At 67.8% G+C, this 23,368-nt stretch carries 18 protein-coding genes; 10 read left to right on the top strand and 8 right to left on the bottom strand.

The genetic code is table 11. The features are described 5' to 3' along the window. Nucleotides 1-26: 26 nt before the first annotated feature. The 4 genes from AC0LPE_RS07165 to AC0LPE_RS07180 all read right to left on the bottom strand — a co-directional run bounded on the left by AC0LPE_RS07165 (nt 27) and on the right by AC0LPE_RS07180 (nt 3,957). Nucleotides 27-596: a DUF1772 domain-containing protein gene (locus AC0LPE_RS07165; RefSeq protein ID WP_490605897.1), complete on the bottom strand. Its 570-nt coding sequence runs from the start codon at nt 594-596 to the stop codon at nt 27-29. 80 nt (nt 597-676) lie between these two features. Next, nucleotides 677-1,336, bottom strand: a complete 660-nt coding sequence (locus tag AC0LPE_RS07170) for an SDR family oxidoreductase (protein ID WP_490605898.1) — start codon at nt 1,334-1,336, stop codon at nt 677-679. A gap of 152 nt (nt 1,337-1,488) precedes the next feature. Next, nucleotides 1,489-2,685: an FAD-dependent monooxygenase gene (locus tag AC0LPE_RS07175; RefSeq protein ID WP_490605899.1), complete on the bottom strand. Its 1,197-nt coding sequence runs from the start codon at nt 2,683-2,685 to the stop codon at nt 1,489-1,491. 84 nt (nt 2,686-2,769) lie between these two features. Beyond that, nucleotides 2,770-3,957: an MFS transporter gene (locus AC0LPE_RS07180; protein ID WP_129977702.1), complete on the bottom strand. Its 1,188-nt coding sequence runs from the start codon at nt 3,955-3,957 to the stop codon at nt 2,770-2,772. Nucleotides 3,958-4,074: 117 nt separating this feature from the next. Here AC0LPE_RS07180 and AC0LPE_RS07185 point away from each other — a divergent pair, with 117 nt between their 5' ends. Genes AC0LPE_RS07185 through AC0LPE_RS07200 form a run of 4 tightly spaced genes read left to right on the top strand, consistent with a single transcriptional unit; the run spans nt 4,075 to nt 7,614 of the window. Then, entirely contained in the window at nt 4,075-4,932 is an 858-nt protein-coding gene (locus AC0LPE_RS07185; protein WP_160874742.1) for an IclR family transcriptional regulator, read from the top strand. Between the two features lie 58 nt (nt 4,933-4,990). Continuing rightward, a complete protein-coding gene (locus AC0LPE_RS07190) occupies nt 4,991-6,061 on the top strand; it encodes a cupin domain-containing protein (protein WP_016695624.1) in 1,071 nt (356 codons plus the stop codon). A gap of 5 nt (nt 6,062-6,066) precedes the next feature. Further along, nucleotides 6,067-6,888 carry a fumarylacetoacetate hydrolase family protein gene (locus AC0LPE_RS07195; RefSeq protein ID WP_016695623.1) on the top strand — a complete coding sequence of 274 codons (822 nt, stop codon included), beginning with the start codon at nt 6,067-6,069 and terminating at the stop codon, nt 6,886-6,888. 12 nt (nt 6,889-6,900) lie between these two features. Then, nucleotides 6,901-7,614 (top strand): maleylpyruvate isomerase family mycothiol-dependent enzyme, encoded by a 714-nt coding sequence (locus AC0LPE_RS07200; protein WP_160874738.1) that lies wholly within the window; start codon nt 6,901-6,903, stop codon nt 7,612-7,614. Nucleotides 7,615-7,697: 83 nt separating this feature from the next. Here the strand turns inward: AC0LPE_RS07200 and AC0LPE_RS07205 are convergent, their stop codons facing one another. From AC0LPE_RS07205 to AC0LPE_RS07215, 3 genes are all read right to left on the bottom strand, one after another. Continuing rightward, nucleotides 7,698-8,084 carry an excalibur calcium-binding domain-containing protein gene (locus AC0LPE_RS07205; RefSeq protein WP_016694206.1) on the bottom strand — a complete coding sequence of 129 codons (387 nt, stop codon included), beginning with the start codon at nt 8,082-8,084 and terminating at the stop codon, nt 7,698-7,700. A gap of 244 nt (nt 8,085-8,328) precedes the next feature. Continuing rightward, the gene (locus AC0LPE_RS07210; protein ID WP_490605900.1) at nt 8,329-10,212 is read right to left on the bottom strand and encodes a ketoacyl-ACP synthase III; all 1,884 of its coding nucleotides are present in this window, start codon (nt 10,210-10,212) and stop codon (nt 8,329-8,331) included. 46 nt (nt 10,213-10,258) lie between these two features. Then, nucleotides 10,259-11,092 (bottom strand): 3-oxoacyl-ACP reductase family protein, encoded by an 834-nt coding sequence (locus AC0LPE_RS07215; RefSeq protein WP_145692618.1) that lies wholly within the window; start codon nt 11,090-11,092, stop codon nt 10,259-10,261. A gap of 674 nt (nt 11,093-11,766) precedes the next feature. On the opposite strand from AC0LPE_RS07215, the gene AC0LPE_RS07220 reads away from it, so the two are divergent. Continuing rightward, a complete protein-coding gene (locus AC0LPE_RS07220; RefSeq protein WP_490605901.1) occupies nt 11,767-12,546 on the top strand; it encodes an alpha/beta fold hydrolase in 780 nt (259 codons plus the stop codon). Between the two features lie 270 nt (nt 12,547-12,816). Here AC0LPE_RS07220 and AC0LPE_RS07225 read toward each other — a convergent pair whose 3' ends face one another. Then, complete coding sequence (locus tag AC0LPE_RS07225) at nt 12,817-18,294, bottom strand: ATP-binding protein (RefSeq protein ID WP_490606321.1); 5,478 nt, start codon at nt 18,292-18,294, stop codon at nt 12,817-12,819. Between the two features lie 792 nt (nt 18,295-19,086). On the opposite strand from AC0LPE_RS07225, the gene AC0LPE_RS07230 reads away from it, so the two are divergent. The 5 genes from AC0LPE_RS07230 (at nt 19,087) to AC0LPE_RS07250 (ending at nt 23,234) form a co-directional block, all read left to right on the top strand. After that, nucleotides 19,087-20,289: a hypothetical protein gene (locus AC0LPE_RS07230; RefSeq protein ID WP_160874732.1), complete on the top strand. Its 1,203-nt coding sequence runs from the start codon at nt 19,087-19,089 to the stop codon at nt 20,287-20,289. 168 nt (nt 20,290-20,457) lie between these two features. Beyond that, nucleotides 20,458-20,901 carry a hypothetical protein gene (locus AC0LPE_RS07235; protein WP_229567615.1) on the top strand — a complete coding sequence of 148 codons (444 nt, stop codon included), beginning with the start codon at nt 20,458-20,460 and terminating at the stop codon, nt 20,899-20,901. 95 nt (nt 20,902-20,996) lie between these two features. Beyond that, nucleotides 20,997-21,854: a ParA family protein gene (locus AC0LPE_RS07240; RefSeq protein WP_490605902.1), complete on the top strand. Its 858-nt coding sequence runs from the start codon at nt 20,997-20,999 to the stop codon at nt 21,852-21,854. After that, nucleotides 21,851-22,363 carry a hypothetical protein gene (locus tag AC0LPE_RS07245; protein WP_490605903.1) on the top strand — a complete coding sequence of 171 codons (513 nt, stop codon included), beginning with the start codon at nt 21,851-21,853 and terminating at the stop codon, nt 22,361-22,363. The genes AC0LPE_RS07240 and AC0LPE_RS07245 overlap by 4 nt, the downstream gene beginning before the upstream one ends. A 145-nt stretch (nt 22,364-22,508) precedes the next feature. Then, complete coding sequence (locus tag AC0LPE_RS07250) at nt 22,509-23,234, top strand: hypothetical protein (protein WP_490605904.1); 726 nt, start codon at nt 22,509-22,511, stop codon at nt 23,232-23,234. Nucleotides 23,235-23,368 lie beyond the last annotated feature (134 nt).

Raw genomic sequence — 23,368 nt, forward strand, 5'->3', positions numbered from 1 at the left:
CGTGCGCAGACCTCACGTCGGCGACGTTACCGCTCGGCAGTGGGACGGGCGATCCGAACGCCGCCTCCGGTGGCCGGCTTTCCGATGCCGGCGGGTGCAGCGGAGGTGAGCACCCGGTACAGGCCGCCGAACGCGAGCGCGGCGGTGACCCCGCTCATCGCGAGCCGGACCAGGTGTCCGGTTTCGAACTCGACCGCCACCCGGCGCAGTGTCTCCGCGGAATGCACCGCGATTCCCTCGTCGAACATGATCGTGTTGCGGGGCCAGAAGTAGAGGGCGGAGAAGGCGAATTCCCCCAGCAGCAGGACGGTCACGCTCGCCGTGATCCATCTGCGTGCCACCCGGTCGCGGCGGACGGCGACGAGGGCGGCCAGACCGAGGCCGACGGTGAGCGCCCCCATGGGTGGGAAGAAATCGGCCGGGCCGGTCTGCGAGAAGAACCGGACCGCCTGATCGAGAGATCCCGGCGGGTCGTGGAAGACGTTGGGATACAGGATGATCGTCTCGGCGAGAATGCCCCCGAATGCGATGAGCGCGACGCAGGAATAGGCCGCGCTCAGCGCGATACGGGGGTTCACCGCGGGAAGTGTGGTCATGGGATCGACGCTAGGAGCCGAGCGGGTCGCGGTCGTCCACCCGAGATCGTGATCGGTGTACGACTTCCGACGTATCCGCTCTACCGGAGGGCATCGAGCGCGTCGTCGATGGGGACGTCCCCGTTGTTGAACTCGATCGTGCGACCTGACGTTCCCGGGCGCTCGAGCACGGCCGCGATGACGGCGGCGACATCGGCGCGCGAGACCTGGCTCCCCTTGCTCGCCCCGTATCCCTCGATCTCGATCCGGCCGGTGGGCGGGTCGAGGGTCAGCGCGCTGGGGCCGAGGATCGTCCACTCGAGATCGGTCCCGCGCAGATGGGTGTCCGCGGCCGCCTTCGCTTCGGCGTAGGCATGGAAGGGGTTGTCCTCGGGGACTCCGTGATCGGGACGGGATCCGAAATACGACACCATCACGTACCGGCGTACACCGGCCTCCTGCGCTGCGGTCATCGACGCTATCGCCGCATCGCGGTCGACCGCGTAGGTGCGAGCCGGATCCCCTCCACCCGCTCCTGCCGACCAGACGACCGCGTCGTGGCCGCGCACCAGATCGGTGATCTCGGCGATGCCGAGTTTCTCGACATCGGCCACCACGGGTGTGGCGCCGGCTGCGCGTATGTCGTCGGCGTGGTCGGGATTGCGGATGAACGCACTGGTCTCGTGACCGGCGTCGGCCAGCAACCGCTCGAGATGCAAGGCGACCTTGCCGTGTCCTCCGAAGAGTGCGATTCGTGCCATGGGCCCTCCTGACGATGATGTGCGGTACCCCTGCAGCATGCCCCGAACGACCGGCGGTGAACCGTGCGCCGCGAGGGGCGCGACCCGCATACGGCGAATGCCGCCCCCGATCGGCGTGATCGGGAGCGGCATTCGGTGCGGAGGAGACGACCTCAGCGGTTGCGGTCGGAGCTGTAGCCCCACAGCCAGTCGGTGTACTTGTAGCTCGAGGTGTCGCGGATGCGGAACAGTTCGTTGCGGGCCTCACGGCCGGCACCGTCGAGATGCCACAGATCGCCCCACATCCGGCCGGTGGTGAGGATCCGGTTGCAGCGCGGTGCCCGTTCGGCGTTGACGTCCTTCAGGATCTTCGGCCAGTTCGCGCTGTCGCCCTGCAGGTCCTCGGCAGCGTAGTCGGCGAAGCACTTCGCATCCTCGAGCGCCATGACGGCACCGGAGGCGAGGTACTGCAGCGGCGGGTGCGCGGCGTCGCCGAGCAGGATCATCCGGCCGTCGACCCAGTTGTCGATCGGGTTGCGGTCGAACATCGGCCACCAGCGATCGGTCCACAGGTACTTCAGTGCGGTCTGCACGCTCTCGTGGCAGTGGTCGTAGGCGTGCGCGAGTTCCTCGGGACTGCCCCACTTCTCCTCACCGCGGAGGAATGCGGGGGACTGGAAGACCGCCACCTGGTTGAGCATCTCGCCCTGGCGCAGCGGATACTGGATGAAGTGGCAACGCGGGCCGATGTAGCCCACGACGTCCTCGATCTCTTCCTCGAGCGGAACCTCGTTCATCGGGAAGGTGCCGCGGAAGGCGACGTAACCCGAGCCGACGGGCTGGTCGTCGGACAGCTTCGGACGCAGGCGCGAGTGCAGGCCGTCCATGCCGAGTGCGACGTCGCCGACGTGCTCCTCACCGTTCTCCAGGATCACCCGCACGGTGTCGCCCTCGGTGACCACGTCGGTCACCGTGGAGTTCGTCCGCAGATCCGCTCCGGCCTTGCGGGCCGCCTCGACGAGCACCGAGTGCAGATCCGAGCGGTGCACGACGAAGTACACACCGCCGTAGTGCTGCTGGTAGTCGCGTCCGAGATCGACCTTCGTGAGGATCTCCGCGGTCACGGCGTCACGGAAGACGAGGTTCTTGGGCAGCACGCCCTTCGCGATGACCTCGTCGTAGACACCGAGCGACTGCAGGATGCGCGAGCCGTGCGGGCCGATCTGGAGTCCTGCGCCCACCTCACCGAACTCGGGGGCACGCTCGAACAGCGTGACCTGGGCGCCCTTCTGCGCGAGAGCGAGGGCATTGGCGACACCGCCGATGCCGCCACCGGCAATGAGAACTCGAGCGTCCTTCAGATCGGACATGACACTCCTTCGGATCGTGTGAAGCAGAGGGGAACGGGGCGCGGTCAGCGCGTATCGATCGCGGCGCGATCGACCGCGGTGTGATCAGTGAGCGGAGACCGGGCGGAGCGATTCGTGGCGTGCGGGGAACTTCTTCCAGATCACCGTCAGCAGCAGCGACGAGATCAGGGCGCTGACACCGAAGAGGACGAAGTTCGAGTGGGCACCGAGGCCGGCGGCGAGCAGCCAGCCACCGATCTGCGGGGCCGCGACGGCACCGATGCGTCCGACGCCGAGGGCCCAGCCGAGGGCGGTACCGCGCAGGTGGTCGGGATAGTAGGACGCGACCGCGGCGATGATCAGTGCCTGCGTGCCGTGGGTGCCCACACCTGCGAGGACGAAGATCAGGTAGACCGCGGCGACCGGCGGGTCGAGCAGCAGGGTCAGCAGGGCGACGCCGGCGATGAGCGCGGCGATGATGCTGGTGGGGACCGAACCCCAGCGGACGCCGCCCCAGGCGGTGATGAACGAACCGGCGACGGCGCCGAGGTTCAGGGCCAGGGAGAACGTGAGGGCGTTGCCGAGATCGGTGCCCTCGCCCTGCATGAGCTTGGGCAGCCAGGTGCCGAGGCCGTACCAGGCGAGCAGGGTCACGACGGTGACGGCCGCGAACATGATGCTGATGGTGCGGAAACGCGAGCCGAGCAGTTCCTTGAAACCACCCGCGGAGTTGTCCGGATGGGCGTTCGAGACGGCGTGCTTCGGCAGCACCTTGATCGCCAGCGGGACGAGGACGAGCAGGGGGATCAGCGCGAAAGCGAACATCGGGCGCCAGCCCCAGTTGGGGATGACCGGGATGCCGATGAGGGCGGCGATCGAGCCGCCGATCGGGACGCCCGACATCATCATCGTCGCGACCGCGGCGCGCCACTTGTCCGGCACCAGTTCGGCGGCAAGAGCGTTCGACGTCGGTACGAGTCCGCCGAGTCCGATACCGGCGACGAGGCGCAGGAGACCGAAGATCACGGGCCCGGGTGCCACCGCGCACAGGGCGGTGAAGACGGAGAGGACGACGACGCAGCCGATGACGGCGTTCTTGCGTCCGATCGCGTCGGAGAGCCGGCCGGCGAGGACCGCGCCGATCATCATGCCCACGAACGCCAGGCTTCCGAGGGTACCGGCGGTGGAGGCGCTGATGCCCCACTCGCCCTGGAGGCTCGATATGACGTTGCCGTAGACGATGAGGTCGTAGCCGTCGAACACGACGAACAGCCAGCAGACGATCACCGCCATGACGTGAGCACGGGGGAGTGTGATGTTGCCTCCGGCCCGCGTCGGTGAAGCCTCGTTCTCCAGATGCATTCTTCAACGGTGGGCGCGCGCCGCCCGGCGATGCAATAAAGTTCTGCTATGCAGAATAAGCCGATGGGCACGATCCGCAAGCCGACCTACATGCTCGAGTCGGTCGACAACGCGTTGCGGCTGCTGCAGTTGCTCCGCGATGCGGGTGCGATCCGGCTCAAGGACGCGGCCGCGGAACTCGGCACGGCGCCGTCCACCGCGCACCGTCTGCTGGCGATGCTCGTCTATCGCGGCTTCGCCGTGCAGGACGAGAAACGGATGTACCACCCGGGGCCGGCGCTCGGCGTCGGCCCGGCCAGTCAGGGGTGGACGCGGGACTTCACCGACCTCTGTCGCCCGCACATGGAAGCTCTCGCCACGCTCGCCGACGAGACCGTCAACCTCGTGATCCGGGTGGGCTCGCAGGCGCGTTTCCTGTGGACGGCGGAGGCGGCATCGATCCTGCGTGTGGGCGATCGCCGAGGTCAGGTGCTCCCCGCCGAGCTCACCGCGGGCGGACGGATCCTGCTCGCCGAGCTTCCCCGTGCGGTGCTCGAACAGCTCTATCTGCGACCCGCGGACGAGCCCCACATCAGTCAGGGGCCGAGCCCCGCCTACGCGACCGACCGCCGGATGGCCATCGGGGAGTTCGAGGAGTTCGCGCACGAACTCGAGGCGGCACGCAAGCTGGGTTTCGCGGTCAACGTCGAGCAGACGGAGGAGGGTGTCGCGGCGATCGGGGTGGCGATCCGCAACGGCCGGGGCACTGCGATCGGTGCCCTGACGGTAGCCGTGCCGGTCACCCGCTACCGGCAGCATCTGCGCGGAAGGCTGGTCGCGCAGATGCAGGCGGCGGTGCGGGGCATCGAGGTCGACGTCGCCGATATCGCCGGTCCGGACGTCCCGAATTCCACTGTGCAGAAATAGATGGATTCCCCGGTTCCGGCGCCCCTAGTTTGGAGACAACGCCGGACAAGGAGATTTCATGACTGCCACCGAGCCTGTCGATCCCGAGCTCCAGAAGCTGTACGACGACTTCGAGACCGAACACCTCAACCCGTTGTGGACCCAGATCGGCGACCTGATGCCGATGGTCCCGACGTCCAAGGCCGTCCCCTTCGTCTGGAAGTGGTCGACGCTGTACCCGCTGGCCCAGCGCGCCGGAGATCTCGTGCCGGTCGGCCGCGGCGGTGAGCGTCGCGCCATCGCGCTCGCGAACCCGGGTCTCGGTGGCGTCCCGTACGTCACCCCCACGCTGTGGGCGGCGATCCAGTACCTCGGCCCGAAGGAAACCGCTCCCGAGCACCGGCACTCCCAGAACGCCTTCCGCTTCGTCGTCGAGGGTGAGGGCGTGTGGACCGTGGTCAACGGAGACCCGGTTGCCATGCGCCGCGGCGACTTCCTGCTCACCCCGGGCTGGAACTTCCACGGTCACCACAACGAGACCGATCGGCCGATGGCGTGGATCGACGGCCTCGACATCCCGTTCGTGCACTACACCGACACCGGGTTCTTCGAGTTCGGCTCCGACGGTGTCACCGACGAGGGCACCCCGGACATCTCCCGGTCCGAGCGACTGTGGGTCCACCCCGGTCTGCGCCCGCTCGTGGGTCTCGACCGCAAGACCAGCTCGCCGATCGCGTGCTACCGCTGGGAGCACACCGACCGCGCGCTGAACGAGCAGCTCGCCCTCGAGGACGAGGGTTACGCCGCCACCCCGGAACCCGGCCACGCCGCAGTCCGCTACACCAACCCCACCACCGGCGGCGACGTCATGCCGACGATCCGCGCCGAGTTCCACCGACTGCGCGCCGGCGCGCACACCCGCGCCCGCCGCGACGTCGGATCCGTGGTCTTCCAGGTCTTCGACGGTGAGGGCCGCTTCCATCTCGCAGACAAGAGTCACGACGTCACCAAGGGCGACATGATCGTCGTCCCGTCCTGGGTCGAGTGGTCGCTCGAGACCGACAAGGGTGTCGATCTCTTCGCCTTCTCCGACGCGCCGATCGTCGAACGTCTGCACTTCAACCGCACCATCATCTCCGAAGGAGCCTGAACCCCATGCGTCTCGCCACCCTCCGCCTCGACGGCGGCACCGCCGCCGTCCGCGTCGACAGCGACTCCAGCGCCACCGTCATCGACGGCTACGCCGACCTGTCCGCACTGCTCGCCGATCAGAACTGGAAGTCGGTCGCCGAGCAGGCATCCGGAAAGACCGTCGACCTCGGCTCCGCCGACTACGCCCCGGTCGTCCCCGCCCCGGGCAAGATCGTGTGCGTCGGCCTGAACTACGCGACCCACATCAAGGAGATGGGCCGCGACCTGCCGGAGTACCCGACCCTGTTCTCGAAGTTCAAGGAAGCCCTCACCGGCCCCTACGACGACGTGGTCGTTCCCGCCTACGCAGGTTCGCAGCTCGACTGGGAAGCCGAGCTCGCCGTGGTCATCGGCAAGCAGGCCTACCAGGTCTCCGAGGCCGACGCCGCCGAGTACATCGCCGGCTACTCCGTGATCAACGACTACACGATGCGCGACTACCAGTACCGCACGCTGCAGTGGGATCAGGGCAAGACCTTCGAGAAGACCAGCGGTTTCGGTCCCTTCCTCGACACCGACTACCAGCTCGGCACCGCCATCGAGACCCGCCTCGAGGGTGAGGTCATGCAGTCGTCGAACACCAACGACCTGGTCTTCACCCCGGCCAAGCTCGTCGACTACATCTCGCACATCGTGACCCTGCAGCCCGGCGACGTCATCATCACCGGCACCACCGGCGGTGTCGGCCACGCCCGCAAGCCCGCGCGGTACATCGGCAACGGCGAGGTCTGCGAGGTCACCATCGAGGGCCTCGGCACCGTCCGGAACAAGACGATCATCAAGTAGGAGAAGCCGACCGTGGGATTCAACGATCTCGACCTGTCCGAGCGACTCCTCATCGCCCGCCGGGGCACGGCGTACCTGTCGCAGCGCCTGGCCGAGCTGACCGACGACGAACTCGACGGTCCCACCCTGCTCGAGGGGTGGACGCGCCGGCATCTCGTCGCGCACATCGGCTACAACGCGGCAGCGCTGTGCCGGCTCATGGACTGGGCGGCGACCGGTGTCGAGACACCGATGTACTCCTCCACCGAGCAGCGGGCACAGGAGATCGCCGAGGGCGCGACCCTGAATCCCGCCGCTCTGCGGAACCTGTTCTCGCACACCGTCGCCCGTCTCGACGAGAAGTGGCGGCACCTGCCGGAGACCGCGTGGCAGGCGCAGGTGCGCACCGCACAGGGCCGGCTCGTGCCGGCCGAGGAGACCGCCTGGATGCGCACGCGCGAAGTGTGGATCCACGCCGTCGATCTCGACAACGGTGGACGCTTCGGCGACTTCCCGCCCGTCGTCCTCGACTCGCTGCTCGACGACATCGTCGGAATGTGGCGCAAGAAGGACCTCGGTGCGGGCATCGCGCTCGAGGTCGAGGGACGCGACGCGGTCCGGGTGAACGGCGACGCCGAGACCACCCACACCGTCCGAGGCGATCTCGCCGGTGTCGTCCGCTGGGCGGCCGGTCGCGGAGCCGTCGGCGTCGCCGGCGGAGAACTCACGCCGCCGCGGTGGCTCTGAGGTTCCTGCACGTACGAACGGGCGAAGGCCCTTCCGTCCCCTGGAGGATGGAAGGGCCTTCGCCCGTTCATCGGACGGACCGATCAGCGCGGATCGCGCTCGCAACCGATCCCGTCGTTGTCGCGGTCGAGACGCGGAGCGTATCCGGGGTCGTTGCGGTGGACCGGAGCAGCGCCCGCGTTCCATGCCTCGGTGCAGTTCTTGAACCCGCCGCTCGGTGCGGACGGAGCCGGACGGGGAGCCGGGGGAGCCGGTGCGACCTGCGGAGCCGCCTGAGGTGCAGGCGCGGCCGGGGGAGCCGGAACAGGCGCCGGCGGCGGAGCGAACGGATTGAACGATCCGCTCGGAACGAGATCGGCGATGCCCTTCGGGAGCAGGTCCACGAGAGGGAAGGCGCTGGCGGTCGAGGGTGCGGCGACCGTCAGAGCCACACACCCCAGCGTCGCAGCGACGATGCGGCGGAACTTCATGCGCGAGGCCTTTCTGTACTTCGTCCGGATCCGATTTGCCGGATCCGAACGAAATGTCGGCCTGGATGTCGCGGATGTTACGTCGCCAGGTCGCAGACGACGATCGGCCCGCTCGCGACCGGATGTCGCGAACGGGCCGATGTACTCCGGGCCTGCCGGGGGACGGCCCGGATGCCTGTCGTACGCCGGGATCAGCCGGCGTCGGTCCATCTGCCGGCTCAGCCGGCGGTCATCATCTGCCGGCTCAGCCGGCGGTGGTCTCCTCGAACGGCACGACCACCTTCGGGTCGACCCGCATGACGGTGTACCCCGCCACCGCTCCGGCGCCGAAGCCGGGAGCGAAGATGCGCACCGGTTCGGTGATGACCCCCTCGCGGACGGCGTCGTGGATCGCGAGCGGGATGCTCGCCGACGACGTGTTGCCGACCTTCTCGATGTTGAAGTACAACCGGTCGGCCGAGAGTCCGGCGTTCGCGGCCAGCTCGATGACCATCGTCTTGTTCGCCTGGTGGGGAACGATGAGATCGATGTCGTCGAGCAGCGAACGCTCGGCGTCGTCGGGGGACGGAATGGCCTTGATCTCGTCGAGCATCTGCGTCAGATAGCGACCGGCGAGCGTCTTCACCTCGGGTCCGTAGACCGTGATGAAGTTGTCGAAGTCCGGATTCGGCCAGATGATCGAGTTGACCTCGCTCGTCGGGCCGCTCGCGTAGCTGTTGAAGAACTCGAGGTCGGGTGCCTCGCCCTCGGTGGCCGGCGAGATGACCATCGCCGCGGCGCCGTCACCGAAGATCATCCGGGACGGCCGGACGGTGCCGATCTTGTCCGAGAACTTCTCGACGCACACCACGAGGACGGGGCGCTTGACCTGCTGCAGGATCCGGGTCGCCTCGGCCAGGCCGTAGGGCATTCCCGCGCACGCCGCGATCAGGTCGAACGAGGTATGGGTCTGCCCGATGCCCAGTTCGCCCGAGATCCATGTGGCCAGCGACGGGATCAGCCGGCCGCTCGTGCACGTGCAGGTGATGACCGCGCCGATGTCCTGCGGGCCGACACCGGCGTGGGCGACCGCCTGCTTCGCCGCCGTCAGGGCCAGGTCCTCGAAGGTTCCCGAGGTGTACCGGCGCTGCTCGATCCCGGTCTTGGCCGTGATCTCGTCGGCCGACATGGGCGACCAGTTGTAGGCGGTGTTGCGGATCAGGTCCTCGTTGGTGCACACCTGGTCGCCGTGCGCGACCGCGATCGCGTCGATGCGCGGTGCGATCGCGAACTCCGAGCGCACGTCGACGGCCGGGTAGGGCGCAGACGGGGCCACCGGTTCGTGCCGGGTGTACGAGGTGGCCTTGCGGATCTTGCCCGACATGACGCGGTTGATGAACCGCTGGACCTCGCGATTGCGCGGATGGGACGCCACGACGTAGTCGTCGTCCTTCAGGTCCGCGACCCGGACGAGTTCGGTTTCGCTTCCGTCCCAGGGCTGCTGGTTGTGCAGAACCATCGACCAGCGGCTCAGGGCCTCGAGTTCGGCGACGTCCTCGTGGCAGTCGAGGATCTCGTCGTATCCGAAGACGGGGTGGTTCGGATCGTAGTGGTGAACGCGCAGGGTGATGTTCTCCGGATCGGAGAGCAGTTGCGGCACGGTCGGTTTGACCGTGGGAAGGTCGCCGGCGAAGTGACGGCGCGAACCGAAGACCGCGAAGAGCCGATCGAAGATGCGGTCCTCGGCGGCACTGTCCCATGCGCGGGGGAGAGCGCGGTAGGCCTCCTCGACCGCATCCAACCGCTCTTCGGCCTCGGGCCAGGGAGTCAGGCGAGGCATGTAGACGTCGTCGCGGTTGCGGGGAACGTCGCCCCAGCGGATGACGCGCCGCTCGAACATCATCAGCGGGAATCGGTCGGCCCAGAAGACGTTCAGAGCCATGTCCCGCATGATCTCGAACTTCGAACCGTAGTTACCCAGTTCGTGTCGGGCGAGGATCTCCGAGACTGTGGGCGCCTTGGTGTCGAAGTCGCGGCGGATGACGGCGTCGAGGTGGTCGACGCTGCTCAGTGTGGAGAAGTCGAGTTCGGGAATAAAATTGGAGGGGAAGACGATTCGGCCGTGCCGATTGAGCTCGAAGGGCTGCATGTGCGAGAAGGACCGTTCGATTCGAAGTTGTGGTGGGAAGGCCGGATCACATGTCCAGGCCGCCGTTGACGCCCCACACCTGACCGGTGATGTACGAGGAGGCGTCCGCGGCGAGGAAGTGCACGACCCGGGCGATCTCCTGGGGGTCGGCGAGTCGCTTCACGGGGATGGTGTCGGTGATGCGCGCGAGAACCTTCTCGGGGATGGATTCGACCATCTCGGTGGCGACGAAGCCCGGGGTGACGGTGTTGACGGTGACGCCGATGCCGTTCGGGTCCAGCTTGTCGTTCTTGGCCAGGTAGAAGGCCGCTTCCTTGGCGAGGGTCTTGGTGAGACCGAACAGGCCGGCCTTCGACGCCGCGTAGTTGGCCTGGCCGATGTTGCCGGTCTCGCCGATGACGGAGGAGACGTTGACGATGCGTCCGGTGCCGCGCTCGAGCATGTGCCGCAGTGCGGCTTGTGCCAGGTAGAACGCGCCCGAGAGGTTCACGCCGAGGACGGTGTCCCAGTCCTCGTCCTGCATCTTCAGCACCGTGCGGTCGATGGTGATGCCGGCGTTGTTGACCAGGATGTCGAGGCGACCGTGCGTTTCGATGACCTCATCGATGGTGCGGCGGCAGTCGTCGGCGTTCGCGACGTCGCCGCGGTGCACCGAGTAACGGACGTCCTTGCGGCCCTTCTCGTTCAGGTCTGCGAGGAACTGATCCGCCTGAGCCGTGTTGCGTCCGTAACCTGCGGCGACAGTGGCGCCCTGGCTCGCCAGGCTGCGGCTGATCGCCGCACCGATGCCGCGCGTGCCGCCGGTGACGAAGGCGACGCGTCCGCGGAGCTTGTTTCCGCCGGCAGCGATCTGCGAAGTGGGTTCGATGGTGCTGGTCATGCTGATCTCCTCGCTGTGCGAGGGGGCGACGGGCGCGGCTGTTCGCCGACGTCGCACAAACGCCCCCTGCGCGTTGATTTCCCTGTGGAGGAGCACGTTTCGAATCCCCCTGACTCGAACGCGTGTCCCCTGAATACGAGCCTCCGTTGGCTCGTAACTCCCTGCAGCAACAATCATGCACCACCTCGATCATGTTGTCACCAGGAACAATTCGGACTCCGAAATCGCGCCGATTTGTCCGGTTGAATCGAGAAAGCATGTACTGCAATGGAATGCGGTCGGAAAAATGGGTTACCGCGCGGTACGAACATGCTGAATGTCCGTACCCGTCATGGACGTACAGCCTGCACGAATGCGAGTGTTCCAGAATGGCACAACGTACTACCGGCAAGTCAGGTACGACTGTGTGCACATGGCATGAACGAGAAGCTGTTTCGTGAGCGACTGCGAAATATGTTGCAGTAGAACGGATTCTGCGACGAATCGTGTGCGGAGGCTGTCGCCGGGCGTTCCTCGGGGAGGGGCGCACTCCGTGCCGCCGGACTGCAATCGAGACGAGCCTCCCTGCATTCCCCGTTCGAAAACGCGCCACACCTCGCATCGGTGTGATTCTCGACACCATGCCGGGTGATTGTGTCGAAGCACAGCTCTTCCGGCGATGAGAGGATGGCCCCGTGAGCAGCATTCGTCTCGTCGAAACACCGGTGGCCGAACTCGAGGTGCGTCTCGACGGGGAAGGACCGGCAGTCGTCCTCCTTCCCTCCCTCGGACGCGATTCCTACGAATTCGATCCGATCGCAAGCGACCTCGCGGCAGCGGGATTCACCGCTCTGCGACCGCAACCCCGAGGTATCGGTAGCAGCCGCGGACCCATGACCGACCTCGACCTCCATGATCTCGCGGGCGACGTCGCCGCCGTCATCGAGCACTTCGACGCCGCACCCGCCGTGGTGGCCGGTCATGCGTTCGGGCACTACGTGGCCCGGGTGCTCGCCGCGGACCGGCCCGAACTCGTCCGGGGGGTCGCCGTGCTCGCCGCCGGCGCCCGCCGGTTCCCGGCCTCGCTGACCGAGCGTGTCGCCAAGTGCTCCGCCCTGTCGCTGCCCGACGACGAACGGCTCGTGCACCTGCGCGACGTCTTCTTCGCCGAAGGGCACGATCCGGCGGTGTGGCTCGACGGGTGGTGGCCCGACGCGATCGTCTCGCAGCGGGCAGCGATGGCCGCGACCGACAAGGAATCGTGGTGGACGGTGGCACCGTCACCTCTGCTCGACGTACAGGCGGGAGAGGACGTCTTCCGGCCCGCGGAGACCCGGGGCGAGCTCGTCGAGGAGTTCGGAAGCGGACTCGTCTCCACGGCCGTCGTGCCGGGGTGCGGGCACGCCCTCGTCCCGGAGGCTCCTCACGAGGTGGCCCGGATCCTGGTCGAGTGGATCCGTACGCGTCTCGGATGAAGATTTCGTCATCTTCGGCCCACCGACATCCCCTACATCGACGTCACGACGTGCGACGCGTGGGTTCGAGGACTGGGAGGACACGGCGGCGGACCACGTCGAGGACTTCTACGACGTGGGACGACCGCTGCGACAACCTGCACGACGACGACCGGGACGACGACCACGACGACCGGGACGACGATCACGACGACCGACCCGCACGACGGCCCCACGACGACGAGACCCCACCGGAAGTGTTCCGGTGGGGTCTCGCTCTACTTGCGTGGGTTACGCGAGCGTGCGTGCCATGCCGCGCTCGACGGCCGCGATGATCTGCGGCCGCAGCTCGACCGCCGGCACGATCGCGTCGACCGAGCCGACCTGCTGTGCGCGCTGGATGTTGTGGATCGCCTCGAACTCGGCTGCCACCTCACCGAGCTTCTCCGACCGCACCGCGGTGCGCAGAGCGGTGAGCTCGACGCCCAGTCGTGCCTTGTCGCCGTCCTCGGCGGCCCGCAGCTGGGCCTCGAGTTCCACGACCCGCGGATCGCTCGCGGTGCGCTTGTTGACGTCGCGGGTGAAGACCACCGCGGCCGCCGGAGCGCCACCGAGCACCGAGGCGAACGAACCCTCCACGGCGAGGACTTCCATGTTCTCGTTCAATGCGCCCGAGAACACCACGAAGGCACCACCGTGGTAGCGGGAGACCACGACGAACACGATCGGACCGTCGAAGTTGACGATCGCCCGGCCGATCTCGGCGCCGTACTCGAGCTGCAGGTTGCGCAGCGACTCGGGGGAGCCGTCGAAGCCCGACAGGTTGGCGAGCACCACGAGCGGGCGGTTGCCGCTCGCCGCGTTGATCGCCCGCGCCGTCTTCTTCGACGACTTGGGGAACAGCGTGCCCGAGGTCCACTGGTCCGGTCCGTCGGCCGGGAACCAGCCCTTGCGCGGGATCGCGCGGGACTCGATGCCGATGACCGTCACCGGGTTTCCACCCAGATGTGCGTCGAACACGACCGAGGTATCGGCGTCGGCCATGTCGGCCCACCGCTCGAGCACGGCGTGGTCCTGGTCGACCACCGAACGCATCACCGTGCGGATGTCGAACGGCTTCTTGCGATCCGGGTTGGTCTCGGACGAGAAGATGTCGCCCACGGTGGTGAAGTCGCTGGACGGATGCACGTGCGGGTACACGCACACGTTGCGGTCGACCGGGTCGGTGGACGTGGCCTTGCGCGGGAAGCGCTCGCCCGGCGCGACGTAGGCGTGGGCATAGTGCGCGAACAGCGTCTCGATGGCGGCACTGAGGTTGGGAGCCCAGTACTGCGCCTGACCGTTGGGGCCCATGACGCGGTCGTAGCCACCGATACCGAAGTTGTCCTCGGCGGAGACGCCACCCGAGTAGTCGAGCGACTGCTTGCCGGTGAGCACCATGGCGCTGTCCGGGGTCATCACGAGGATGCCCTTGGTGTGCATGAGCATCGTCGCCTCGGCGTTCCAGTACGGCTGCGCGCCGACGTTGATGCCGGTGACCACGACGTTGATCTCGCCGCCGTTCTGCGTGAACGTGATGATGCGGCGCAGACCGCGCGACACCCAGTCCATGTTCTCGGTGCCCGAGTCCATGGAGATCGTCGCGCCGGATGACAGCGCGAACCACTCGACGGGGGCATCGAGGCTCTCCGCCAGGTCGATCGCGGCGACCACGCGGGAGCACTCGGCCTCCGCGACGGTGCCCAGCGCCTTCGTGGGATCACCGAACAGCGCGACGCGCTTCATGCCCTCGGGGTAGCGCGGGGTCGGGGTGTCGACGACACCGACGATCAGACCCGCGGTGTTGCGGCCGTAGGGGCGGTCGACGGGCACGAGGGCGCCCTGCTCGTCGAAGTCGTACTCGACGAAGGTGCCCTCGCTGCCGGTGAGCAGCGGGATCAGCTCGTACGGGTAGACGGTGCCGCGGGCACGGGACCGCTGGACCTTCTGGGTGTACTCGTCGAGCGGCTTCAGCGGCTCCTTCGGCGGCTCGGTGACCCGCACGATGACGCCCGCACCGGAGCGGTACGAGAAGCGCAGGGCGACCTCGCGTGCCGGCTCGTCCTGGCGATCACGCCACGACCCGATGACGGTGATCTCCTCGAGACCGGCGCCCACGGTCAGCGGCGCGGCGTTGCGGCCGATGCGGCGCAGATCCTCCATGTCGAGATCGACGGCGGGCCACACGTAGAGCACCACGCGGTTCGCGTCGAGACGTCGCCCTCCGCGGTTGGCCTGGGCGCGGCGCATGCCGTCGAGCGAGCTCGCGAGAGCACGTTCGAAGGCCGGCAGTCCGACGATGCGGCCGGACTCGTCGCGCTGCGGCGTCAGGTCGCGCACCTCGGCGAGGGCGATGAACCGCTCGTCGGACGGATTGTCCTGCGACACCAGGTGATACAGGTAGGTGTCCGGGTTGGCGGGCAGGCGGGTGCCGTCGAAGTTCTTCAGGCGCCACAGATCCAGACGCTGACCCGTGAGTGGGTGGATGTCGCGGATGTTGGCCTCTTCCGCGTACCCGGTCTCGTAGGGGCGGAAGGTGAACACGTGCTCTTCTGCCGTGTCGGTGTGGCAGACCGTCACCGTCACGCGACGGGCCGCACCGGTCACCGGGCGTGCGGCGAGTTCGGCGCGCAGCGCGTCGGCCTGGGCGTCGGCATCGGCCGGAGCGTCGTCCCACGCGAGGTACAGGTCGATCACGAGGTTCTTCGTGTCGGGAACCGAAGCCGCCGACTCCTCGACGGCGTCGAGCAGCGACGCGAACTCCGCCTGCGGAGCCTCCGCGGACATCAGGTACAGACGTGTGCCGCGCAGATCGAAGTTGCCGGTGACGAACTGATGCCCGCCGACCGTGGACGAACGCACGTCCTCGAGGGTGCGGATCTTGTACGCCCGTCGGACGATGACCTCGAGCAGCGGGCCCGGAACGGACTCCGGACGCGTGATCTGCTGTGCGAGAAGATCGATCAGCGGCTCGGGCGTGGCGACCAGCGAATCGATGCGCTGCGCGTAGTCCGTCGCCTGCGGATGCTCGGCGAGGTACGCGAGCGAACCGCGGACCCCGTCGTAGACCTGCTCGCGGGCCTTGCGGATCACCGGCTCCTCGAAGTACCGGTACCGCAGGTTGCGGGCGGTGTCACCGATGACCGGGAAGCGGACCTGGGTCGCGACGATCAGCCGGTCGAGGACCTCGTTGAGCTCGTGGGAGATCCCCACCTCGGTGTCGTCGCGCTCGACCCAGCGGTCGAGCAGCGAGGTGACCACGGGGACGTGGGCCTCGATGCGCTCGAGCGCGAGGAACAACCGGTAGACGGCCTCCTCGAGCTCCGGGGTGCGATCGAGTTCGAGGACGTCGTAGTGCCGCAGGGCGCGGGCGAGACGTGCGCGGAAGCTGTCGGGCAGACCCCCGACCTCGACGTCGAGCGACTGCAGGTAGCCGTGGAAGAACTCGCGGGGGCTATGGACCCGGTCGTCGCTGTTCTTCTCCTCCTCGGTCGGACGGTTGCGCGACAGTTCGCACACGTCCGCGAAGGTCGTCAGCAGCGCGAGCTCGGCGCGGACGAGCGCGCACGAGTCGACGGAGCCGGACAGACGCTCGTATTCGGCGAGCAGGGCCGCGGTGCGCTTGGCGGACACGTCGTATCCGGTGACCAGAGCGGCGAGCGAGTCGAGACGGGCGAGAGCGTCGGCCGCGACGTCGTCGCTGACCGAGGGTGCCGGTGCGGCGAACTCCACACGCTCGACGGTCTCGGTGACGACCTCCTCGACGATCTGGTCGACCCGCAGGAGCGGGGCGCCCGCGTCGACCTGCGCATTGACGACGGCGAGGATCTCGCGGACCTTGCCGGCGAAGGGAGCGCGGACCGCGGTCTCCATCTTCATCGACTCGAGCACGACGAGCGTCTGGCCGGCCTCGACCTCGTCACCCACGGCGACAGGAACCGCGACGACCACGGCCGGGGCAGGGGTGCGCACCACGCCGGCCTCGTCCTGGCTGATCTGGTGGCTGATGCCGTCGACCTCGACGAGGAAGTGGGCGGGACCGGCGATCGAGACCACGTTGTGGCGGTGTCCGCCGAGGGTCAGGCGCGACTCGTAGTCGCCCAGCCGCTCGACGTCGACGTCGAACTCGGCAGAACCGGTGTCGACACGGTAGCGGTGCGGGCCGACCTGGCCGACGACGAGTTCGTAGGCCTGGCCCTGGTAGCTCAGCTCGATCTTGCGTCCGACGGCGTGTCCGGCACGCGGGCGACCGCCGCGGGCCGAGGCGAGGAAGGCGGAGCGCTCGCGGGCCTCGTCGGTGTCGTAGACGTCGACAGCGGTCGCGATGAGTGCGACGTCGGCGACCTTGGACGGACCGGTCTCGGTGCCGGCACCGGTGCGGTCGAGCCAGCCGGTGTCGGCGGAGGCATCGATGACCTCGGAACGATCGAGCAGATCGAGCAGGAACGACTTGGTGGTCGTGCCGCCGTCGAGGACGACGGTGGTCTCGCGCAGAGCGGTGCGCAGGCGGGCGAGTGCCTCGTCGCGGTCGCGGCCCCACGCGATGATCTTGGCGACCATCGAGTCGTAGTCGGGCGGGATGACGTCGCCCTGGGCGATTCCGGTATCGACACGCAGGCCGGAGCCGAGCGGGAACTTCAGCAGCTGCACGGTGCCGGGGGCGGGCGCGAAGCCGTTGGCGGCATCCTCGGCGTTCAGGCGCGCCTCGACGGCGTGACCGAACTCGGAGGGGCACTCGCCGGGCAGCTTCTCCCCGGAGGCGACGAGGATCTGCAGCTTCACGAGGTCGATGCCGGTCGTGGCCTCGGTGATGGGGTGCTCGACCTGCAGGCGGGTGTTGACCTCGAGGAAGGTGAAGATCTTCAGGTCGGGCTGGTAGAGGTACTCGACGGTACCGGCACCGGCGTAGCCGGCGGCACGGACGAGATCGGCCGAGACCGCGCGCAGGTGGTCGGACTGCTCCCTGGTGAGCAGCGGCGAAGCGGATTCCTCGATGACCTTCTGGTTCTTGCGCTGGATCGAGCAGTCGCGCACGCCCGGGGCCCACACGTTGCCGTGCTTGTCGGCGATGACCTGGACCTCGACGTGGCGCGCGTCGGTGACGAGACGCTCGATGAACACGACGGGGTCGCCGAAGGAACGCTCGGCCTCACCCTGGGTGCGCTCGAGGGCGAGCTCGAGCTCGTCCTCGGCGTAGACCTTGCGGATGCCGCGGCCACCGCCGCCGGAGCGGGCCTTGATGATCAGCGGGTAGCCGATGGCCTGCGCGTGACGGCGCGCGTCGGCGCGGGAATCGACCGGTCCACCGGACCACGGTGCGACGGGAACGCCGACCTTCTCGGCGAGGAGCTTCGCCTCGACCTTGTCGCCGAGCAGGCGCATGGCGTCGGCGGAGGGGCCGATGAAGGTGATCCCGAGGCGGGCGCACAGCTCGGCGAAGGCGGGATCCTCGGCGACGAAGCCCCAGCCGACCCACACGGCGTCGGCCTTCGCCTCGAGGAGCGCGCGCTCGAGTTCTGCATGATCGATGTAGGGGGTCGCCGCCGTCGTCGACGGACGGAGGGTCACTCCTTCGTCGGCCTGACGGACGAACATCGCCCGTCGTTCGGCGTCGGTGTGCAGAGCGATCGTCCTGATGTCGTAACCGTGCTCGGAGTTGAGCTCCCGGACTGCCCGGATGAGGCGTACGGCCGCCTCACCACGATTGACCACTGCGATCCGCTTGAACATACTCGTTGCCACCGTTCTCCATGGTTTGTGCACGCATCGGGCGCGCGTCTCGAAGCTCCACCCCAATGAGGAGGACAAACTAACCGGTCCTACGTCCCACGTCTCGTGTTGGCGACGCGAGCGGGAACATGTAGCGGTCGGCTCCTCGTGGTTGGCATGGGCATGCGTGTTCGTCGTCGATCCACCGGGCAACATCCGCGGTGTCCGAAGGACCGTTTCGAACAGGTCTCCGCAGCTACGGCCGTCGGTTGCGACGGTCACGTCCCCCTGGGCGAAGGCTCCGTTCGGATAACAGCATGGAGGAAACATGAGGGTTTGTCACGTTTTGCTTCCATACGGGGCGATCGGCGGCCTTCTCGTGGCCGGCTTCTCTCACAGGCATTCGCGCGCAGAGGCTTTCGCTCGGGAGTGGGTGCCGGCGAGGGGGTCTCCGGTCCCGGACGCCGCCGGTACTGTGCAGTAACACCGATCGGTAACTTCCGGAGGGGTCAGGGACCCGTCTCCGGCGTCCCCTCGTTTCCGCTGGTACGCACCGGTTCTCGCGCGCCCCGGAGCGGGCGCGATCCAGGATCGGACAAATCGTTCGGAGTTGCCCCGACAATGCTGTGACATCCATCACGAGGGGCGAAAAGGTGAAGGTCTCAACCGAACCGGAGCGCGGCCGTGGACGTGTCGGATCGTGACCGTCGAACGCGCGGGATCGGGGCCGTTACCGGGCATTTCTCCGAGCCCGCGCCGAATCTGGAACAGTGGACGGTACATGCCTGCGGACGAGCCGCGAGGAGGATCCCCGTGTCCGAAGCCGATCGACCCCACCTCCCGGGGCGCGACGACGCGCCCGGCCGGGACATCCCGTCGGTGGACCGGCGGACGCGCATCGCCGGGCAGGTCCGCCGGTGGTGCGAGACCGGCAGCATCGAGGGCGGGCACGCTCCGCTGTCGGATGCCGCGGCGGTCGCACTGGCCGCCGGCTACCTCGACGAATCGGCACGTGCGGTGCTGGCGAACCGCCGGCGGGCCGGGCGTCGACTGCCTTCCCTCGACGGCTTCGGTGAGTTGCGCCGGCTGTCCGACGAGCACGCCCGCCTCCGTGCACGCATCGACGGTCTGCGTCCCGGTGCCGCGCGACTCGCACTCGAATACCGGGCCAACGAACTCGGCAAACGCATCCGGGGGGCGCGGCAGACCGTCGTGCACTCACCGCTGCACTACGCCCAGGGCGTCCGCGCCGTGCGCCGCGACCGACGCGACGGCCTGCACCTCGAGATCGAACAACGCGAGGCACTGTTCGCCGCACTGCAACGCACCCCCGCGCCCCTGCCCGTCGCGCCCGTCGAACAGGCCCGGGGGATGGTGCTCGGTGTCGCCGTCGACCGCGTGGGTCGCTGGTCCGAGCGCACTCCGCTGGCCGAGGCGGGTCGCCGCGTCGCCGAGCGGCTCGGGCGTGAGGTGCCCTCCGGCGACGACCGCTTCGTCGACCGCTACGACACACTGCTCTTCCTCGCCGGGTCCCTGTACGACCGCATCGAGGCGTCGGCCGCGTGGCGTTCGGGGTACTTCGAGGTTCAACGAGCTCAGCTCGACCTCGCCGAGGAACTCACCCAGATCGCGGTGGACACCGTCGCCCTGCGCGACCTGCTCGACGAGCTGCAGTCCGCGATCCGATCGGCACCGGAGGCGCGGTCCGGTCTCGAATCCCGTGTGGCAGCGCTCGAACCGGTATGGGATCAGATCCTGGCGCGGGTCACCGCGCTCGCGCGTATCGGAGACCTGCTCACGCGGGCGGAGGACCATCTGCATCTCGCGCACATCGCGCAGCGCACCGCAAGCCTCGACCAGCGGATCGACGATCTGATCGGCAGGTCGGGCGCGCGCGAGTTGTCTGCCGAGAACACCGATTTCGTCGGCGACCAGCTCGGCGCTGCGGCCGAACCGATGGTCGCGCTCCGCAGTGCTCTGTGGACGGACATCGCCGAGCTCACCGCAAAGGAGTAACTCGGAGTTACTGTCATCGGTCACATCGATTCGGCTGTGCTTCGGGCCGGATCCCCGAACTCGTGAAAAGTGACCGGCTTCACTGGTGCATTTGTCCGAACCGGTGGTAGCTTCCTCGCGTCCTATCGGGGGTCGATACACAGGGGGGGCGCGGTGGCGTCGCGGTTCGTGCGTACTGGTTTTGCGCTGGCTGTCGCTGCGGCGCTGGCGGTCTCGGGTTGTTCGGGAGCGACGAGCGTGTCCGTCGTCGACGACCCGAGGCTCGAGGCCGAGTTCGAATCGGTGCTCGTCTCCGGGCAGTCCCGCACGCTCGGGGAGGTCGCGGCCGCAGCGGGTATCGAGTCGTGGGACCGCATGTACTACTTCCGTGTCCCGGTGCTGATGAGCGAACTCAACCGCGTGATGCACACACCGGGGGTCACTTGGCGGAACATGCCGGGATCCGATGCCGAAGGACTCATCGTCTTCGTCTCGGAGGGGAAGATCGTGCGCGCGGTCGCCGACCTCGAGCCACCGCTGTATCTGAGCGGGTTCGCGACCTCCGATTCGTACGTCACGCCCGACGAGCTCGCCGGCATGCCCCGCCTCGCGGTCGAGTCGAGGGGCCGCTGATCCGGCAGCTGCCACCCGGCTGCCCCGTATGTCCGCCTTCGGGTAGTTTTGCTCGCAACAACGAGTAGTGAATTTCTTTCCCGAAGAGGTGTGGGGTGGCACGGGTAATCGCGACGATCAACCTGAAGGGTGGCGTCGGCAAGACCACGACGACGGCCGCGCTGGGCGAGTTCATGGCGGCGGAGTTCGGGCAGCGGGTGCTCATGATCGATCTCGACCCGCAGACCAACCTCACCACGATGATGGTGGGGGAGGAGCGCTGGCATGAACTGAACGAGCTCGGTCTGACCCTCGCGACGCTCTTCAACAAGGCGATCACACCCGACGCCGACGCGTTCGACATCGAGAAGGCCGTCCAGAAGGGCGTCTCACCCGTACGTGCGGTCCGCGATCTCGACCTGCTCGCGTCGTCCCTGGATCTCATGGACATCCAGGAAGGCCTCACCCACCAGCAGTACGCCGATCCCGGCTCGCACCGTCCCGTCGAGGTACTTCTCTCCGCTGTCCGGCCCATCGCCGACCGGTACGACTACATCCTGATCGACTGCCCGCCGAATCTCGGGATCCTCACCCTCAACGGGTTGCGTCTCGCCGACGGCTATCTCATCCCCACGATTCCCGACATCCTGTCCACCTACGGAATTCCGCCGCTGCAGACGAAGATCCAGCAATTCGCGAAGCGGACCGGACACTCGGTGCGGGAGATCGGCCTCGTCATCACGAAATATCGCAGTGCCTCGAATCTGCACCGCACGATCATCGAACAACTCCAGCGCGATGAGCGCATTGCGAACGTCGTTCCCGCCTGGGTGCCCGAGGCCAACCAGATCGCGGCGTCCGCCGAGTTCGTGCCCTACGGCACGCTCAAGCGCAAGTACGGCAACACCGGTCAGTACGACGCACTGCGGATCCTCACCGAGACGATCATGATGAATGCGCAGGTGTACCTGTGACGAATCCCGGCACCGATACCGACATGGCACAGGCGCGTCTGCGGGTGCGCATCGGCGAGGCGAGCTCGGCACTGCTCCGGCTCGACGAGGCGGCCCCCGGTACGGCCGGCTCGCTCGTCGCTCTCGTCCAGGTGATCGCAGACGAGGCCGCACGCACGCCGCGCTTCGCAAAGGCACTCGCGGGAGCGCTCTCGGTCACCGCGGACCCGAGTGCTCCGATCCCTGCTCCCACTCCTGTTGCGCGGCCCGCCGCGGCCCGAACCTCGGCGCGTCGCAGCCGGCGCGCACCCGGGGCCTTCGACCCGTTCGTGGTGTACCGCGAGAGCGGGGAGGCGACTCTCCGGGAGAGACTGTCGTCCCTCGGGGTCGAACAGCTCAAGGACATCATCGCCGAGCACGCCATGGACTACGACAAGCTCGCGATGCGCTGGCGTACCCCGTCCAAGCTGCAGGACCGCATCGTCGAACGGGTCAAGGCGCTCACCACGAAGGGTGATGCTTTCCGGTGATCGGTCACAGACGGTTCTTCTTCCGCTCGTAGCAACGTATGGTCGCAGCAGACCTCCGGTCTCGACGAGACCGCGCAGGACGTGGGCACATCGCGCGTCGATCCCGAGTCACCGCTCGATGTGCGCACCGAGAAGAGGAGTCGAGATGGGGGACATCGTTCGGCAGGGAGTCGTGGCCTTCGTGGCCGAGGTTCTGGCGCGCGGCGGCCGCGCCGAGCCGATCCCAGGACAACGCGACGTCCGCGTACAGGGCGCGGACGGATCCGAACGTGTGGTGCGGGTGTGCTCGACGGCGAGCGATCCGTGGCTCGCGCGACGCCGGGACGGGGTTCCCGCCGCCGACGGTGCAGGCGTGTCGCATTGGGTCTTCGTGGATCTCGCGCCCGCGGTACCGGAGTTCTACGTGGTGGACGCGGAGGACATCGAAGCGGGGATCGAGGAGGAGGTCGCGCTCTGGCTCGCCGACCGCCCCGGCCGCACCCCGACCGGCAGTCATCCCATCCAGCGCAGCAATGTTGTTCACGGGCACGACCATTGGGACCTGCTCGGTCTCGACGCGGTCAAGGATCCCGACCACGACGCGACTCCGGTACCGGCTGCGCGGGCCCGCGCCGAACGTCCGGTCGTACGTACGGTCGCGGAACCCGAGGTCGTCGACGAGCGACGCGCAGTGGTGGCGGACATCGGCGGGTATCGCGTGCAGGGGCGCCTCGATCCGGCCTCAGGGATGCTCGAGATCACCCGGGGACCGATGGAGGGGCGTCGCTTCCCGGACGCCGCGGCAGCCGCACAGGCGCTCGTCACCTTCTTCGACGACCACGAGACCGTCCCCGACGGCAACACCTTCTGGCGGAGCGAGATCCTCAAGTGAGAACGCACTCCCGATAGCGGCTTCGGCTCGTTTCGATCTGGCTGACCACAACCGTCGACTCTGCCGACGGATGGCGGTGAACTGAACCGGCGCAATCAACAATGCCCGGTTCAGATCATCGAAGGGGAGATCGC

Source organism: Rhodococcus sp. S3 (assembly GCF_058211795.1).

Bases quoted from the DNA above. Each gene is read 5' to 3' on its own strand.
- AC0LPE_RS07205 (WP_016694206.1), bottom strand. From the start codon at position 8,084: ATGAAGTTCCGCCGCATCGTCGCTGCGACGCTGGGGTGTGTGGCTCTG.
- AC0LPE_RS07225 (WP_490606321.1), bottom strand. From the start codon at position 18,294: ATGTTCAAGCGGATCGCAGTGGTCAATCGTGGTGAGGCGGCCGTACGC.
- AC0LPE_RS07250 (WP_490605904.1), top strand. From the start codon at position 22,509: ATGGGGGACATCGTTCGGCAGGGAGTCGTGGCCTTCGTGGCCGAGGTT.
- AC0LPE_RS07180 (WP_129977702.1), bottom strand. From the start codon at position 3,957: ATGGCGGTGATCGTCTGCTGGCTGTTCGTCGTGTTCGACGGCTACGAC.
- AC0LPE_RS07195 (WP_016695623.1), top strand. From the start codon at position 6,067: ATGCGTCTCGCCACCCTCCGCCTCGACGGCGGCACCGCCGCCGTCCGC.
- AC0LPE_RS07185 (WP_160874742.1), top strand. From the start codon at position 4,075: ATGCAGAATAAGCCGATGGGCACGATCCGCAAGCCGACCTACATGCTC.
- AC0LPE_RS07210 (WP_490605900.1), bottom strand. From the start codon at position 10,212: ATGCAGCCCTTCGAGCTCAATCGGCACGGCCGAATCGTCTTCCCCTCC.
- AC0LPE_RS07170 (WP_490605898.1), bottom strand. From the start codon at position 1,336: ATGGCACGAATCGCACTCTTCGGAGGACACGGCAAGGTCGCCTTGCAT.
- AC0LPE_RS07190 (WP_016695624.1), top strand. From the start codon at position 4,991: ATGACTGCCACCGAGCCTGTCGATCCCGAGCTCCAGAAGCTGTACGAC.
- AC0LPE_RS07175 (WP_490605899.1), bottom strand. From the start codon at position 2,685: ATGTCCGATCTGAAGGACGCTCGAGTTCTCATTGCCGGTGGCGGCATC.
- AC0LPE_RS07215 (WP_145692618.1), bottom strand. From the start codon at position 11,092: ATGACCAGCACCATCGAACCCACTTCGCAGATCGCTGCCGGCGGAAAC.
- AC0LPE_RS07165 (WP_490605897.1), bottom strand. From the start codon at position 596: ATGACCACACTTCCCGCGGTGAACCCCCGTATCGCGCTGAGCGCGGCC.